Source organism: Vibrio sp. B1Z05 (assembly GCF_052955985.1).
On sequence record NZ_CP130463.1, the window covers coordinates 2693983 to 2710800 of the forward strand.

The 16818-nt window shown below is 42.2% G+C and carries 17 protein-coding genes; 4 read left to right on the plus strand and 13 right to left on the minus strand.

Features of this window, described 5'->3' with window-relative positions:
• The first annotated feature begins 587 nt into the window (after positions 1-587).
• A complete protein-coding gene (locus QV280_RS12315; protein WP_152822891.1) occupies positions 588-1058 on the plus strand; it encodes an RNA recognition motif domain-containing protein in 471 nt (156 codons plus the stop codon).
• Here the strand turns inward: QV280_RS12315 and murI are convergent.
• Positions 1030-1827 carry a glutamate racemase gene (gene murI / locus QV280_RS12320; protein WP_023405293.1) on the minus strand — a complete coding sequence of 266 codons (798 nt, stop codon included), beginning with the start codon at positions 1825-1827 and terminating at the stop codon, positions 1030-1032. The two genes, QV280_RS12315 and murI, sit on opposite strands and share 29 nt — an antisense overlap.
• 217 nt (positions 1828-2044) lie before the next feature.
• Here murI and trmA point away from each other — a divergent pair, with 217 nt between their 5' ends.
• The gene (gene trmA, locus QV280_RS12325) at positions 2045-3154 is read left to right on the plus strand and encodes a tRNA (uridine(54)-C5)-methyltransferase TrmA (RefSeq protein ID WP_023405292.1); all 1110 of its coding nucleotides are present in this window, start codon (positions 2045-2047) and stop codon (positions 3152-3154) included.
• Between the two features lie 57 nt (positions 3155-3211).
• Here the strand turns inward: trmA and QV280_RS12330 are convergent, their stop codons facing one another.
• On the minus strand, positions 3212-3571 hold the full coding sequence (locus QV280_RS12330) for a YijD family membrane protein (RefSeq protein ID WP_023405291.1): 360 nt from the start codon (positions 3569-3571) through the stop codon (positions 3212-3214).
• Positions 3568-4197 (minus strand): HTH-type transcriptional repressor FabR, encoded by a 630-nt coding sequence (fabR, locus tag QV280_RS12335; protein ID WP_023405290.1) that lies wholly within the window; start codon positions 4195-4197, stop codon positions 3568-3570. Before fabR ends, QV280_RS12330 begins: the two co-directional genes overlap by 4 nt.
• Before the next feature lie 177 nt (positions 4198-4374).
• Between fabR and sthA the strand changes: the two genes are divergently transcribed.
• Complete coding sequence (sthA, locus tag QV280_RS12340; RefSeq protein WP_023405289.1) at positions 4375-5775, plus strand: Si-specific NAD(P)(+) transhydrogenase; 1401 nt, start codon at positions 4375-4377, stop codon at positions 5773-5775.
• Positions 5776-5812: 37 nt separating this feature from the next.
• Here the strand turns inward: sthA and dinF are convergent, their stop codons facing one another.
• The 3 genes from dinF to QV280_RS12355 all read right to left on the minus strand — a co-directional run bounded on the left by dinF (position 5813) and on the right by QV280_RS12355 (position 8340).
• The gene (gene dinF, locus QV280_RS12345) at positions 5813-7180 is read right to left on the minus strand and encodes an MATE family efflux transporter DinF (RefSeq protein WP_152822877.1); all 1368 of its coding nucleotides are present in this window, start codon (positions 7178-7180) and stop codon (positions 5813-5815) included.
• A 95-nt stretch (positions 7181-7275) separates the two neighbouring features.
• Positions 7276-7893 (minus strand): transcriptional repressor LexA, encoded by a 618-nt coding sequence (gene lexA, locus QV280_RS12350; protein ID WP_023405287.1) that lies wholly within the window; start codon positions 7891-7893, stop codon positions 7276-7278.
• Positions 7894-7983: 90 nt separating this feature from the next.
• Positions 7984-8340, minus strand: coding sequence for a diacylglycerol kinase (locus QV280_RS12355; protein WP_152822879.1), 357 nt, complete (start codon positions 8338-8340; stop codon positions 7984-7986).
• A gap of 166 nt (positions 8341-8506) precedes the next feature.
• On the opposite strand from QV280_RS12355, the gene plsB reads away from it, so the two are divergent.
• Positions 8507-10930 carry a glycerol-3-phosphate 1-O-acyltransferase PlsB gene (plsB, locus tag QV280_RS12360; RefSeq protein WP_023405285.1) on the plus strand — a complete coding sequence of 808 codons (2424 nt, stop codon included), beginning with the start codon at positions 8507-8509 and terminating at the stop codon, positions 10928-10930.
• 232 nt (positions 10931-11162) lie between these two features.
• Here plsB and ubiA read toward each other — a convergent pair whose 3' ends face one another.
• From ubiA to ftsE, 7 genes are all read right to left on the minus strand, one after another.
• The gene (gene ubiA / locus QV280_RS12365) at positions 11163-12014 is read right to left on the minus strand and encodes a 4-hydroxybenzoate octaprenyltransferase (RefSeq protein WP_152822881.1); all 852 of its coding nucleotides are present in this window, start codon (positions 12012-12014) and stop codon (positions 11163-11165) included.
• Positions 12004-12555, minus strand: coding sequence for a chorismate lyase (locus QV280_RS12370; RefSeq protein ID WP_152822883.1), 552 nt, complete (start codon positions 12553-12555; stop codon positions 12004-12006). The genes ubiA and QV280_RS12370 overlap by 11 nt, the downstream gene beginning before the upstream one ends.
• Positions 12556-12652: 97 nt before the next feature.
• Positions 12653-13489 carry a rhomboid family intramembrane serine protease GlpG gene (glpG, locus tag QV280_RS12375; protein ID WP_152822884.1) on the minus strand — a complete coding sequence of 279 codons (837 nt, stop codon included), beginning with the start codon at positions 13487-13489 and terminating at the stop codon, positions 12653-12655.
• The gene (gene glpE, locus QV280_RS12380; protein WP_152822885.1) at positions 13486-13809 is read right to left on the minus strand and encodes a thiosulfate sulfurtransferase GlpE; all 324 of its coding nucleotides are present in this window, start codon (positions 13807-13809) and stop codon (positions 13486-13488) included. Before glpE ends, glpG begins: the two co-directional genes overlap by 4 nt.
• Before the next feature lie 366 nt (positions 13810-14175).
• Positions 14176-15036, minus strand: a complete 861-nt coding sequence (rpoH, locus tag QV280_RS12385) for an RNA polymerase sigma factor RpoH (RefSeq protein ID WP_023405280.1) — start codon at positions 15034-15036, stop codon at positions 14176-14178.
• 166 nt (positions 15037-15202) lie between these two features.
• Positions 15203-16135: a permease-like cell division protein FtsX gene (ftsX, locus tag QV280_RS12390; RefSeq protein WP_023405279.1), complete on the minus strand. Its 933-nt coding sequence runs from the start codon at positions 16133-16135 to the stop codon at positions 15203-15205.
• A complete protein-coding gene (gene ftsE / locus QV280_RS12395; RefSeq protein WP_023405278.1) occupies positions 16125-16799 on the minus strand; it encodes a cell division ATP-binding protein FtsE in 675 nt (224 codons plus the stop codon). Before ftsE ends, ftsX begins: the two co-directional genes overlap by 11 nt.
• Between the last annotated feature and the right edge of the window lie 19 nt (positions 16800-16818).

A 16818-nucleotide genomic window follows, 5' to 3' on the forward strand; every position in this document is an offset into this window, starting at 1 on the left:
AAGTAATTTTAAAGCTATTATCGTTCCAACAGAACGATAATGAATTGACTGTGCTCTTATTGGTTTTTACTTTTAAAAAAGTAAAACAAAACAGCTCAAGGCTGAATTCCAATTTGATTTTGGTCACTCAGTTCATTGATAAATCTTTTCGATTATCATCAACGAGTGCCCACACAGATTGATAGGTTTAAATTGTTAAAGAGCACACTATCGAGGCTTACCTCTCAAGTGGACGGCTATTCTAGCGTTTTGAACCGTAGTGTCAAACACTTTTTTGAATTTATTTTCTAAGAGAAGTTAAACTCAAATGGTTCAGCTAATTTGCCGACTGAATCACTGCGAAGCGTTGTCGCTGTTGCCGTGTCAGTGGGGCGCATTATAGAGACCTGCGTCACGTTGGCAAGAGGTTTTTTAAAGATTTATTTCAAATGACTATAAAATAAACAATCCGCCACAACCTGACGAAATTAGACACTATTAGAGGATAAAATTGGAAAAATTATTGTGGCATGCGTAATATCTATGTGTCTGTTTTGTTAATGAATTTCACACCCATCAATTCACCCATATATAGTGATAAAAGAATTATGAACTCAAACAAATCTTTATTGATTGTCTTCATCCTTGCAATAGCTGGCTCAGCACTTGTGTCCTTCCTGTCTATAAGCCCTGGTATTGCTTTCTGTATAGGTGTCGTAGCAACTGCGTTAATCTTGTGGCAGAAGCCTGCTTCAAGTACCACTTCTAAACCTACCTCTTCTGCGCGGGTAACAACGACGACCAATACCGAAAACACTACTTTATACGTTGGCAACCTTTCTTATAAAGCGAGTGAATCTCACGTAAAGGAGCTTTTTGAGGAATACGGCACTGTTTACAGTGTTCGTTTGATGAAAGACAAACGAACAGGAAAACGTCGTGGATTTGGTTTCGTTGAAGTTGGGCATGATGATGCCGACTCAATGATCGCTACACTCAATGAATATGAATACATGCAAAGAACAATCAAAGTTCGTATTGCCAATGAACCTAAACATCCTTCAGAGGCTGAATCTTAATCTCTGAGAACCCTAACTCAGTAAATGATAATTGTAGCGCCGACTTGTGATGAGGTTCGGTGCTGCAATACACATCATAGCTTGCTTTATTTCTACTATCGGAAAGGAAACGATCTTGTAGTAGAAATTCAACTCTTCTTGATATTGCATCTCCAGAATCGATAAGCACTACCCCTTCTCCCAATACTTGGTATATCTCATCTCTTAATAGAGGGAAATGTGTACAACCAAGCACTGCAACATCGACCGAGCCTTTTAAAGGCCGTAGCACTTTTTCTAAACTTTCAAGATCTACCGGCACACCACGCAGTTTTTGCTCAGCCATATCGACTAGCTTTGTTGTGCCTAACATGACGACATCTTTACCATAAGCAAAATGTCGAATCAGTTCATGCGTATACTCTCGAGTCACTGTTGCTGGCGTTGCAATAAGACCCACACCTTGGCTTGATCTTTGAGATGCAGGTTTGATTGCAGGAACCACTCCAACAATAGGGATAGTGATTTTCTCTCTTAACTTGCTTAGAACTATAGTACTTGCGGTATTGCACGCAATTACAACCAAAGCAATATCTTGGGTTTCTACAAAGTGCTTTACATAGGATTCGACACGTCGTATCAATTGGTTGGGTTCTAATTCCCCATACGGATAGGCTTCATTATCAAATGCATAAGTACAGCTGACCCAAGGTAATCTAGCCTTGATATCTTTAAATACCGAAATGCCACCTACCCCTGAGTCAAACATCAAGATTCTAGTTTCAGACATTGGCACTCTTAATAAGGTTTGAATAAATATTGTGGTTAACTACTTTAGCAAAATACATCACATAGTTAAGCCATCAATCATTGTATTAAAATAAAATATAAGCGTAGTTTTATACGTAAGCTGTTATCTACATCAAAATAACTCATGCACACAATCTATACTCTCAATGCCGATGAGTATAGAATCTGCGCCTCTTGTTTCAATTCAGGAAAAGTGAATGGCCAACCCAAATGTAAACTCTGAGTCTTATCAGCTACAACTCGATGATAAAACAGTACGTCTACAAGAGATGTTTAGCGAATATACGATGCCAGCATTAGAAGTATTTACTTCTGATGAGGATCATTATCGAATGCGCGCAGAGTTCCGCGTGTGGCACGAAGGTGAAGACCTGTACTACGTGATGTTTAATCAAGAAACACGTGAGAAATATCGTGTTGACCAATTTCCTGTCGCGAGTCGCTTAATTAATGATTTGATGCCGCTATTAATAGAAGCGCTCAAAGAACACAACATACTTCGCCACAAGCTTTTCCAAGTCGATTTCCTCTCCACGTTAAGTGGTGAAATTTTAGTGTCTTTGCTTTACCACAAGCAACTTGATGAAGAATGGCAGCAACATGCCAAAGCACTGAAACAGCGACTTAATGATGAAGGCTTTAACTTAAATCTTATTGGTCGCGCCAGAAAGATGAAGATTGTCTTGGACAGAGACTACGTTATCGAGAAGCTGAATGTATTTGGTAAAACCTATACCTACCAGCAAGTAGAAAATAGTTTCACCCAGCCAAACGGTCATGTAGCAGAGAAAATGTTGGAATGGGCGGTGGATTGTACTAAAGATTCGAGCGGTGACTTATTAGAGCTTTACTGTGGCAATGGTAATTTCTCATTAGCGCTGGCGCAAAACTTCAATCGCGTACTTGCGACTGAACTGGCTAAACCGTCGGTTGATTCTGCACAATTCAATATTCGGGCAAATGAGATTGATAATGTACAGATCATTCGCATGTCTGCTGAAGACTTTACCGATGCAATGGAAGGCAAACGTGAATTCCGCCGTCTAAAACAAGCTAATGTTGATCTTAAGAGTTATGACTGCAACACAATTTTTGTTGATCCGCCACGCTCAGGTATGGACGAAGGCACTTGCAGAATGGTTCAAGGTTATGAGCGTATCCTCTATATCTCTTGTAACCCTGAAACGCTAAAAGATAATTTAGAAATCTTAGGTGAGACACACAACATCACTCGTTATGCGTTATTTGATCAGTTCCCATATACCCATCATATGGAAATGGGCATATTTTTAGAGCGTAAAGCCTAATAGATTAAGTAGCAGAGCTATAAGTAGATAAAAGAGCGGCTCGCCGCTCTTTTTTATTTATTTGCCTAAGTAACCTAACTTCCTACCAATCAGTACCAACAACACTAGTGTCACTACGATAGAGAAAAAGTTAGTACCCGCCTCTGGATATTGAGCTTTAATAAATGCCGAATGACCAAAGAAGCCGACGAAAAAACTGCCTACACCCAATAGAGGGAAATCTTCGTTTAGCGGATTATTAAGGTAATTTTGATAGATAGATTGAGTGGCTAACACTAAGCAAATTAGTGAGAAAATCGAAAATGCATAACCTTCTATGGACAGCGATGAGAACAACGAACTGACACTCATTCCGCACACTAAAGCTAATAAAAGCGACTTCTTATCCGACGTTGTATTTACTTTTTGATCAGTCATGAATCCCTCTCTTTCTTATTATTCTGAAACTGGTTCATTGCATGCCCCCCTAGAGAGATCATACGAACTTGTTCAATTAGCCTCTTTTGGTGAGCCATTCGCTGACTCTTCTCTACTATATCTAAGAACTCAGCACCCGAGTTAAAGACTAACGTTACGATAGCATCAGCTTGTAGTGCCGCGATTTCTCTTGGTAATTGCTGTGCACTCAGGTAATCCGCTAACTCAGTACTAAAAAATTGAATTTCTCTTGCCACTGCGCAACGAAACTCCTCTGAAGTGCCAGAACGCTCGCGCAGTAATAACCTAAAAATATCTGGGCTAGTGTCGATAAACTCCACAAAAGTTTCAATGGAGGTTTGAATCACACTACAGTCAGCCTGAATTCGTTCACGTGCTCGACGCATCAATTGGCGCAACAGCAGCCCTGCTTCGTCAACCATCACTAAACCAAGCTGGTCCATATCATCAAAATGGCGATAAAAAGACGTTGGGGCAATTCCAGCTTCTCTTGATACTTCCCGAAGACTCATACTAGAAAAGCTTCGCCCAGCAGATAATTGTCCTAATGCTGAGTCGATGATTGCTCGTCTTGTTTTTTGTTTTTGCTCTGCTCTGACGCCCATACTTTATTCATAACTATTTTAGTCTAACCACAATAAAGCATAACTGCTTCTTAGTTTGCAAACTCTGCAGACTCACAAAGTGATCTTTATTGTGAGACCGCCCACTTAGTCACCACTAACTAATTTACCTATAACGACAAGAGTCTAGAATGCTACTAACAAAACAAGGAGGTTTCTGTGAGTTCTTTATCGCATTTTGATGTAATTGTGATCGGTAGTGGCCCAGGGGGGGAAGGTGCTGCTATGGGCCTGACCAAAGCTGGGTTTAATGTAGCCATCATTGAGAAAGAAAAAAGTGTCGGAGGCGGATGTACTCACTGGGGTACAATTCCATCCAAAGCACTCAGACATGCCGTCAGTCGTTTTACTGAATTCAATAACAACCCTTTATTTAGCAAGAACAATCGCAGTTTTGATGCCAGTTTCGATGACATTCTCAGCCATGCAAAAACCGTTATTGATAAACAAACAACATTGCGACAGGGCTTCTATGACCGTAACCAATGCACCCTGATCTTTGGTGCTGCGCAATTTTCTGATGCCAATACGGTAAAAGTAACTCTAGAAGATGGACGAACTGAGCATTACTCCGCAGATCGTTTTGTCATAGCCACCGGTTCGCGTCCGTATCATCCAGATAGCGTCGACTTTAACCACCAGCGAATTTATGACAGTGACTCAATACTGTCACTCCACCATCAACCAAGACATATTATTATCTATGGTGCAGGCGTGATTGGTTGTGAGTATGCTTCCATATTCCGCGGCTTAGGTGTAAAAACCGATCTAATCAATACGCGCGACCAACTCCTCTCTTTCCTAGATAAAGAAATCTCTGACGCTCTGTCTTATCACTTTGGTAACAGTGGTATTGTTATTCGCAACGGCGAATCATTTGAAAAAGTCGAAGGAACCGATGATGGGGTCATCGTTCATCTGGAGTCGGGAAAAAAAATGCGCGCCGACTGCTTGCTGTATGCCAATGGCCGAACGGGCAACACCGATACACTCAATTTAGAAATTACCGGCTTAGCGGCCGACTCTCGTGGTCAACTAAAAATCAACAGCAACTACCAAACCGACATCGAGCATATTTATGCGGTAGGTGATGTGATTGGCTACCCTAGCCTAGCAAGCGCCGCCTATGACCAAGGGCGTTTTGTCGCTAAAGCGATTGCCGAAGGCGAATCCACTCAACGATTAATTGAAGATATCCCAACGGGTATTTATACGATCCCTGAAATCAGCTCTGTAGGTAAAACAGAACAAGAGCTAACAGCCGCTAAAGTCCCTTATGAAGTAGGACGCGCTTCATTTAAACACTTGGCTCGAGCACAAATATCAGGCAAAGACATTGGTAGTTTAAAAATCCTTTTCCATAGAGAAAGCAGAGAGATTTTAGGCATCCATTGTTTCGGAGAACGAGCGGCTGAAATTATCCACATTGGACAAGCCATCATGGAACAACCCGGTAAAGCCAATAGCATTGACTACTTCGTCAATACTACCTTTAACTACCCGACAATGGCTGAAGCATATCGAGTAGCGGCATTAAATGGCTTAAACCGCCTGTTCTGATCAAGTTATACCAACAACGTCAGTAAGCAAGCCAATATTAAGAGTGGGCAGAAGTTAAAAACTGCCCCTTTTTCCACAACTTGATAAATATCCAGCCAAGCGCTCCTCCCCTCATTGCCATAAAGCCGAGCATGGCAATCCATAAACTGTGATTTTGCAAAGACGCAAAACTAAAATAGAGGACAAAAAAAGTAATCGCAGCCAAGAACATGCTATTACGCATCTCTTTGCCTCGAGTCGCGCCAATAAAAATGCCATCAAACAGATAACACCACATTGAAACTAACGGCATGATAGCAAGCCATGGTAGATATTCGTCTGCAGTGATTCTGACACTGTCGATATCACTGATTAACGCCACTACAAGACTGCCACCAGCTCCAAATAATAGTGCAAAGCCACAACACACAATAAAGCCCCAGATAAAGGAACCCCATATAGAAAGCGCCAGCTCGACTTTATTTTTCGCACCAATGGCTTTACCAACCATCGCTTCTATTGCGTATGCAAAACCATCCATGGCGTAAGAGACCATCAATACTAAGCTCATCAGTACCGCATTGGCTGCTACAATATCATCACCAAAACTCGCCCCTTGGAAGGTCATAAATGCCAATACTGCTTGCAAGAATAATGAACGTAAAAAGATATCTCTATTTAAACGAATAAACCGCAGTACCCCAGCAAACAACTTACTCGTACCTAGAGACAGCATTTGATGTAAAGTCAGTTGAACGGACTTTTGCCACGCTTTGCGGCAGAAATAGAGACCGACAAATGTTCCTGTAAAGTCTGCAATCACCGAGGCAGACGCTACGCCGGATACTCCAAAATCTAAAACCACTACAAACAACACATCTAGCACTATGTTGGTCACGTTAGTCGCAATCACCATCCACATTGGAGCCTTTGCATCTTGATTGCCTAATAGCCAACCTAGCAATACAAAGTTCACCATCGCCGCCGGAGCACTCCACGCCCTTATGGCAAAATACTGCGAAGCGTATAACTGTACTTGTTCACTGGCATCACTAAAGCCCAAAGCCAAGGCAATAATCCCACGATGTAAGATTAAGAAAAGCACAGCAAATGACAATGCCATGAAAATACCTTGCAGTAAGATCAGGGCTAATTTCCTAGGATCTTGCGCTCCTTTAGCTTGCGCGGACAAGCCTGTTGTCGACATACGTAAAAAGCCAAATAGCCAAAACACCATACTGATCATGGTGCTGCCTAACGCCACACCACCTAAATACCAAGAGTGTTCCAAATGCCCTACCACGGCAGTATCAACTAAACCCAATAACGGTACCGTAATGTTGGACAGCACCATAGGTATTGCCAACGCAAGAATCCTCTTGTGCAGACTTAAGTCCATGAGTGAACGGATAACTGGATTATGCATAAAGCTTCCTTGGTAAATCTTAGGGCAAAAAAAACAGCGCTCCTATTAAGGGGCGCTGCATATTTAGTGAACTGTCAGTTATTGGAATGTAGTGATTACATCCAAGTACTATTACGAATAATACCGACAGCAATACCTTCAATCACTAAATGTTGCTGAGTTAAATCAACTTTAATTGGAGACAGAGCTTCGTTTTCTGGGTGCAACAAAACAGTTGCGCCTTTACGCTCCAATCTTTTCACGGTGACGTCTTCATCCACTCGTGCCACCACAACCTGTCCATCACGAACATCTTGAGTTTTATGTACTGCGAGTAGATCGCCATCCATAATACCGATGTCTTTCATACTTTCACCGTGTACTCGCAGTAAAAAGTCCGCTTTTGGCTTGAACATTTGTGGATCAACTTGGTAATGAGATTCTATATGCTCTTGAGCTAAAATAGGCTCACCCGCCGCCACATTACCGATCAGCGGTAAACCGTCATCATTAGCGGTATCTTGCAATAAAATACGGATGCCTCTTGAAGCACCAGGAATAATTTCAATTACCTGTTTTTTAGCCAGTGCTTTAAGGTGCTCTTCGGCAGCATTAGCTGAACGAAAACCCAGCGCGCGGGCAATTTCCGCTCTTGTTGGTGGCATACCAGTATCCTCAATCTTAGCTTTAATTAGATCGAATACCTGTTGCTGTCTTTGGGTTAAGGGTCTCATAGGGCACCTGTTATTTTATACAGTTAACTGTGAGTATATACAGCATGGTTAAATAATCAACCAACTAGCCCTAATAACTTGAAATTTAAGTTAAAAGAATAATGCTTCAACCCAGATATATACCACTAGGCCTAAAGCGACAAATACCGCTGCCGAACCAATATCCTTGGCACGCCCTGCTAATTCATGAAAATCAGATCCAACGCGATCCACCACAGCCTCTATAGCCGAATTCATCAGCTCTGCAATCAGCACAATAAATAAAGACAACACCATCAACATGCGTTCAACGTGACCAACATCCACCAAAAAGGCAATCGGGATCAGTAGAATAGCGAGAGTGACTTCTTGACGAAAAGCAGCCTCATGTTTGAAAGCAGCCTGCAATCCCTGTATCGAATACCTTGTCGCTTTAATAATGCGTTTGAATCCTGTATTACCTTTCATTATTCACCTATTCTTTTATCTCTTTGTGCTTTTTCAGTCATAAACCTAACATTGACGTAATTCTGGTTAAAAGGTTCGACCAGTTCTGCTATTCTTGCGACGCTTATGTTACAACCGAGCCTTGAAGAGTCTTGGACGCCAAATACAAATTGGGACAATCAATAATATGTCTTCTGGTCATACACTGACACAATCAGCTTTGCGCTTTCCATTGAAAGTACTGGTTAAGGGGAGCGTCGTACCCCCTTCGCCAATTAATAATCTCAACATAGACATAGAAAAACCTATTGTCTACGTTTTGCCATATGAATCCAATGTCGACTTGTTGGCTATTCGCAGACGAGCTATTCAACTTGGCCTACCCGATCCTCTACAACCACTTGAGCTAAGTGGCCAAAGCTTTCGACGCTATGTATTTAGCTCTATGGATGAGGACGCTAAAGACCAAGATACTCACGACTCTCTTGGTTCGCAAAGCCTGTTTACTCAGCTTCTTAAACTACACAGAGAACAGCCAGAACTCGATGTACAGCTAATACCAACCACGGTTATGTGGGGACGTAAGCCAGGCAAAGAAGGACAAGAAAAACCTTACTTAGAAAATCTGCCATCTTGGAAGAAAATGTTCGCAGTATTGTTTTCTGGTCGAGACTGTATGATTCGCTTTAGCCCGTTAGTGTCTATGCGACATATGGCTGATTCACATGGCTCTGATGAAACCATCGCACAAAAACTAGCACGTGTAGCACGCATTCACTTCTCTCGTCAAAAATTAGCCGCGTCAGGTCCAAACCTACCAAATAGAGAAGTGTTATTTAAGCGTCTGATCAAATCCGAAGCGATAAATAAAGCCATTGCCGAAGAAGCAGCAGAAAAAAATATTAGTGTAGAAAAAGCGGAGCAACAAGCACTAAAAATAATAGATGAAATTGCAGCTAAGTTTTCTTACTCATTGATCAAGCAAGGCAACCTTGTTTTAACTTGGTTATGGAACCGCCTCTATCAAGGCATCAATGTTAATAATGCTTCGACTGTACGTAAATTAGCGCAAGATGGGCACGAAATCGTTTATGTCCCGTGTCATCGAAGCCATATGGATTATCTGCTGCTCTCTTACATTCTTTATTACGAAGGCATGGTACCACCGCATATTGCTGCCGGTGTAAACCTAAATTTCTTCCCAGCTGGGCCTATCTTTAGAAGAGGTGGCGCATTCTTCATTCGCCGTAGCTTCAAAGGTGACAAGCTCTATTCGACTATTTTTAGAGAATACTTAGCCGAGCTATTTGCGAAAGGGTATTCGGTTGAATACTTTAGTGAAGGTGGACGCTCTCGTACAGGTCGCCTACTGCAAGCCAAAACCGGCATGTTAGCGATGACAGTACAAACCATGTTACGAGGACTAAATCGTCCCGTCACTTTAGTACCTGTGTATATCGGCTACGAACATGTAATGGAAGTCTCGACTTACGCAAAAGAACTGCGCGGTAAACGTAAAGAAAAAGAGAATGCTGGACAGGTACTGCGTACGATTAGAAAACTGCGCAACTTTGGCCAAGGCTATGTCAACTTTGGCGAGCCTATCTCACTGAATAACTATCTCAACGAAAATGTGCCACAATGGCGAGACAGTATTGGTGCACCAAGCTCTGTCAGACCGGATTGGATGGCGCCTACTGTTAATGCTATTGCTGAAAAAATGATGACGCACATTAATGATGCCGCCGCAGCTAATGCCCTGAGCTTATCCGCGACAGCTCTACTCGCGTCAAGACAACGAGCCCTAACCAAAGAAAGTTTGATCAATCAAATCGATTGTTATTTACGTATCCTGCGCAACACACCATACACGGATTACTCAACTGTACCGGATAGCTCAGCAGAAGAATTGGCTGCGCACGCTATCTCTTTAGATAAGTTTGTTGTCGACTCAGACAGCATGGGTGATATCGTCTCTTTAGATCGTCATCAGTCTGTATTAATGACTTACTATCGTAACAACATCATACATATGCTGGCACTTCCCTCATTAATTGCCCAGCTTATTATCCAACTACCTGACTGCACATTGGCAAAACTACAGCACAATATTTCGGTTCTATATCCGTTCTTGAAAAAGGAATTTTTCCTTTCTTATGACGATGAACAGCTTGAAGAGAAAATTGAGCTAATCGTGCAAGAGTTGTTGGCTCAGAAGCTTATTCAAATTGATGATGACGTGATTAACCTTAATCAGTCCAACATCCATACTATACAGCTGCTTTCCAGAACGATTTCAGAAACTCTGCAACGCTACAGTATTGCACTGAATCTTTTGGCTTCAAGACCTGAGGTAACTCAAGAAGATTTAGAAGTACGCTGCCAAGATATCGCACAGCGCTTAGGTCGCTTGCATGGCATTAATGCACCAGAGTTTTTTGATAAAGGGGTATTTGCAGCGCTGTTTAATACCTTAAAAGAACAGAACTATCTTGATGAAGATGGGGAGTGTGATATTGAGCGCACTGAGGAATTAGCTCTGAGCTTACTTGAGATACTTTCGCCAGAAGTAAAACTGACCATTAAAGAAGGTATCGCTCAGGCTGAGTAAGCATAATACCAATCGTACTAAATAACAGGTCATTCTAGCTTGTTAAAATGCTCGATAACGGCGTTAGAATTTTTGATTGTAGAATAACTACTTATCGAAAAATTCTGCCTTGTTCTCGAGCATTTTTCCTGCGCTAGTTCTGATCACTTACTTAGTGTGATTGGTATAACTCATCAAAGCATCAATCCCAGCTATCGATTCTACTAGTAACAGAATCGATAGCTGGGATTTTTTATAGATAAGAGATAAATAAGCCAGCAGTAACGGCAATGCCAACGTAGTTATTGTTAAGAAAAGCTTGAAAACATTGTGTACGACAGCGCGTTTTAATCAACCATTGCTGATACACAAACAAAATAGCGGCCACAAGCACCCCCCAGTAAAAGGCACCACTAAGGCCAGCACTCTCACCGACCACCAGCAGTAAAACTATAGTGGTGGCCTGCAATAACCCGATAATTAACTTATCAAAGCGACCAAACAAAATAGCGGTCGATTTAATACCTATTTTAAGATCGTCTTCTCTATCAACCATCGCATATTGAGTATCGTAGGCAACAGTCCACAATAAGTTAATCGCAAACAATAACCACGCCAATGGCGCTATATGTCCAGACTCTGCCGCCCACGCCATTGGAATCGCCCAACTAAATGCAATCCCTAATACCAACTGTGGCAAATGGGTAAACCGCTTCATAAACGGATAAAGTGCCGCTAAGGCGACACCAATAAATGACAATTGGATGGTGAGCGTATTCATGGTCAACACCAGAGAAAATGAAACAACACTCAAGACGCCAAACAAAGCTAACGCTTCTTTTGCCGACACTAATCCGCTCGGTATTGGGCGAAACTGAGTACGCTCCACATGCCCATCAAAATCACGATCGGCGAAATCATTAATCACGCACCCTGCTGAGCGCATTAAAAATACCCCCAGACAAAATACAATAAGAACTCCCCATTGAGGTTTCCCCTCTGAAGCCATTGCCAAGGCCCATAATGTTGGCCATAACAGCAAGAGGCTACCGATAGGTCGATCCATCCTCATCAGCAAATAATAGGCTCTTATTTTAGAGAGCATTAACTGTGTTCCTTTTTAAATATATTGGGGATTCTGGTAAAAAGAGTTCCGCTACCAGCATCGGTGTTTCATTCATCCATAACCGAGAACGGCGTGCTAGCAATACTTGCCCATCCACCTCAATCTCTCCCACTTGCAGAGCATCACGATACGCACCTTGCGAACGAAAGACGGTGACGCCTAAAGGCAGTTCACCTTGTTTTTCAAAATCATGTGAGTGAGAAAGCAGTGAGCTTTCTGGTATCAAAGTGCGCCCATACACCCAATCATGACGATCGCCTCGCAAGATCACTTCTCTAAGGAGGCAAACTTCTCGGGTTAAAATCTCCGCTTCTTTTGCTGACAGCATCTGCGCTTGAACTTTATTGTTGGTAAATAACTCAACACTAAAATCAACACAAGATTGAGATAGACGATGAGACAGAGAGTCTTCCTCTAACAACCAATGCTTAGCGTTTGTGTTCGGAAATTGGAATTGGCTTGGGCTTTGCCAATTGATATCACGCAAAGCCTGCTGAAATATGCTAATGGGGCTTGTCATACTAACTTCGTAACTCTTTACCAACTAATGACGCACTCTTAATGTAATGCGCCAATTGTACCAATCGCAATACCAATAAGGTAATAGAGATCACCAATTAAGTGCTCTTAGTACGATTTATGCTATCTAAGCCACCTAATACGCACCCTGCGACCAAACCAGCAAGGTGTGCGGTATTAGCAATGGCCATAAATGGTTGTACAAAACCAAGCACTAACCACACCAACATAAAACCAAGAATAGGTTTAGGTATATCTAACCCAAGTTGCGGTGCACGCACCGAAACAACCCAAATATATCCGACTAAGGCGTACACAACCCCACTAAGGCCACCAAAGTTGGCACCGTCAATCCAGTATTGAGCACAACCTGAGATGAGTGCGGAGAATAAGAAAATTTTCGTCAGGCGAGCTCGCCCTAATTTTTGCTCGATATCACCACCGAGTTGCCACCACCAAAGTAAGTTAAAGGTGATATGCAATACAGAGAAATGCAGCAGCGCATGCGAGAAATAACGCCATACCTGCCATTGTTGCTCGCTAACCGCAGGGAAATGTAGCCAAGAGAATACTTGCTGCTGCATCCCTAGAATACGAAGCCCATAAATTAGGATACATATCGTCATAATCAGCAAAGTCATTGGCCCTGCTTTGGCTTTAATCATCTGCAAAAAGCTAGGAGTGGAATAACTGAACTTTTGGGTGCGGGTTTCAGCCATGTGCCAAGAGGCGGCTTGGTATTTTTTATGGTTGGGATCTTTTAAAAACAGTTCTAGTTCTTGCTGCACTTCTGGCAACGCATCTTCATCATGCAACCAAATCGCAAACTGACCGTCCCCTTCTCCCACTTGAGAAAGAGTCACCTGCTGTGAGGCCATGTAATCAATAAAGGCTTGAGCGATACGAGGGTTGTTAATCTGTATTAAACGAATCATTCATGGACCTCGATTGGTAGCTGTTGACGCTGCCAAGCCTCAAAGCCACCATCAATACTAAATACTTGCTCAAAACCTTGGTTAAGTAAGTACTGAGCAACACCCACACTGCTAATACCGTGATAGCACATCACTAGGATAGGATCGTCAAACTCCACTGAATCCATGAATTCAGCAATGCTCTGATTGGTCAAATGAAAAGCATCTATCGCATGTGCCACAGTAAACGCTTGAATGTCGCGAGTATCAACCAATTTTGCTTGCTGTGTTGATAACATCTGGTGTGCTTGATGAACACTGATTCGTTGTATTTCTTCCATTATTTGTTTTCTCTTAAAAAATCCTATCCAAAGCCAATAAGGAATTTTATCCCTAATACAAAGAGCATAATGATCAATTTACCACCAGCTGTGGGTAAACCTGTGGATTACGTTGATAAAGTGTTTTTAGCAAAGATGATCCACAATATCTAGTATTGATCCTTAATAATGTGTTGATTTAAAATTATCTATCCCCACCAGAGATATCGATGATAACCCTTGCTTTAACTGAGTTAAAGACATGCTATCGAAATTTATCCCACAGAGTTATCCACAGAAAAACCACCTAAATAACAGGGTAAAACCGATCCTAATAAAAAAGGCCAAGATCTCTCGATCTTGGCCTTTAAAGAAATTTAATATCGCTTACAAATCGCCAACGGCCAATTTAAGCTTTTTCATCGCATTCTTTTCTAACTGACGAATACGCTCTGCCGAAACACTGTAGGTATCTGCCAGATCTTGTAAGGTAAGCTTTTGGTCATCCAACCAACGAGCACGTACAATATGCTGACTACGCTCATCAAGAGTGGCTAAAGCACTCGCTAGACGTGCATTAGTGTGGCTTTCCCAGTTATCCGCTTCAATAGAATCTGCAATGTCTGAATCTTGATCTTCAAGATACAACGCAGGTGCGACTGGATTGAAGTTCGTCGCCGTATCGTCATCAGCTGAAAACTCAAATGTGGCATCTTGAGCAGCTAAGCGAGATTCCATTTCACGAACTTCGGAAGGTGATACACCTAACTCATTCGCTACTGTCTCAACTTCACCATTGTTAAACCAACCTAAACGTTTTTTATTTTTACGCAGGTTGAAAAACAGTTTACGTTGAGCTTTGGTAGTGGCGATTTTAACAATACGCCAGTTACGCAATACGTACTCGTGAATCTCAGCTTTAATCCAATGAACTGCAAATGAAACTAGACGAACGCCCACTTCAGGATTGAATCGCTTAACGGCTTTCATTAGTCCGATATTCCCTTCCTGAACTAAATCAGCAAGCGGAAGACCATAACCAGAGTAACCACGGGCAACATAAACAACAAAGCGCAAGTGAGATAGAATCAGCTCTTTCGCTGCCTCAATTTCGCCATTGTAATGTAAACGCTCGGCAAGCTCTCTTTCTCGCTCTGCGGTTAACATAGGGTAACCGTTTGCTGAGCGGATGTAGCTATCTAGACTATCTTGAGATACCAACGCCATTGAAAACGCTTTACTAGCCATTCAATTCCTCATTCATTGAACTTTACTACTTAACATTATTAAATTAGGTATGCCTAAAAGAATAACGGACTGAACATTATGCACAGAATTCAAACTAGAGCAAGTCTTAGTCTGTGAGTTGAGACATACACATTATCCCCCCTCTATCTATTATGACCAGCAAATTCTACACAGGTTCAATTTCAGAAAGATGACGGCGCGCAGAAGCTTGAGCGGCAAAGAGACCTAAAAAGCTTCCTACTAACAAAAGGATAACGGATTCATCTAAACCCAATGGGCTAAGAATAAAGCTACTATCATAAAGTGATGCCACCGACTGCACCGTACTTCCCAAAAATAGTGATAAAGATAGAGTAATTAACCAAGCTAATAGTGCGCCCAGTAAACCAAACCACATTCCGGTATAGAGGTATGGACGTAAAATGAAGCTATTGGTTGCCCCAAGAAACTTCATCACTTGGATTTCTTCTTTTCTCGCCAATACATTGAAACGCATGGTATTACCGATAATTAAAATCACCGCCACTAACATCATGCACGCCAAAGCAATAGCCAACGAACTGCTTAGTGTTTTCACGGCATCAAAACGCTTCAACCAATCTTGATCAACACGCACATCGGTAAATACATCAACCGACTTCGCCAATTCCAGAATATGTTGCTGAGTCGCCTTGGACGCTTGCGCAGGATGAATAACCAGTAATGCCGGCAATGCGTAGTCATTCAATAGACTGATGGCGTCATTAAACCCTGCATGTGAACTTAAGTCTTGTAAGCCTTGTTGAGACGAAATGTACTCGACTTTTGAAACGGACTCATCGCTCTCTAGCTTATCCTTGATAAGCATAATTCGAGCTTCAGATGTCCCTTCTTGTAAGTAAGCACTTACCGCCGCAGGCTGACTGACTTCTTGCGCGGCATCTAAAATATTCTTGGCCACAACGTATAAGCTAGAAGGCAGTGCTAATACAATCGCAATCACCGCTAAGGTAAACAAGTTACCTAGTGGACGATCCATAATCTCGCGTAAAGAATCTTTAGCCACTATGTAGTGTGAACGAAAATACCCTATTTTCTCTACAGAACCTTTACTGGCCATAACCTGCTGCCTCACTCAAAAATCCTTGGTTCAATTCAAAACGGCGATATTGCTTACGCATTTCCATCATACCCACATCATGCGTCGCAATCAGAATAGAAACGCCTGCACGGTTAAACTCTTCAAATAAGCGGAAGATACGATTAGATAGCTCAGGGTCTAAGTTCCCGGTAGGCTCATCGGCAAGCAATAAAGTGGGTCTATTCACTACAGCGCGCGCAATACCCACCCTTTGCTGTTCACCACCAGACAGTTGCGAAGGCAAACAGCGGGCTTTTTCAAGCAAACCTGTTTTATCAAGAGCGGCACTGACTCGACGTTTAATCTCATTTTCAGCAATAGACTCTATGCGCATCGGCAATGCTACGTTGTCATAAACGGTTCGGTTCATTAACAAGCGGTGGTCTTGGAAAACAATTCCGATATTACGTCTTAATAGCGGGATCTCTTTATCCCCAATACGGGTAATGTCATGCCCATTGAAGGCAATCTTACCGTCGGTAGGTCGCTCCATCGCGCAAATAAGTTTCAGTAAAGTACTTTTACCTGCGCCAGAGTGACCGCCAAGAAAAGCCAGTTCGCCTTTTTTTAAGTGAAAATCGACTTTTTGCAATGCCTGATGGCCACCACGGTAAGCCTTACTCACCTGTTGAAAATTAATCACAAAATCATCCTTGCGCTAG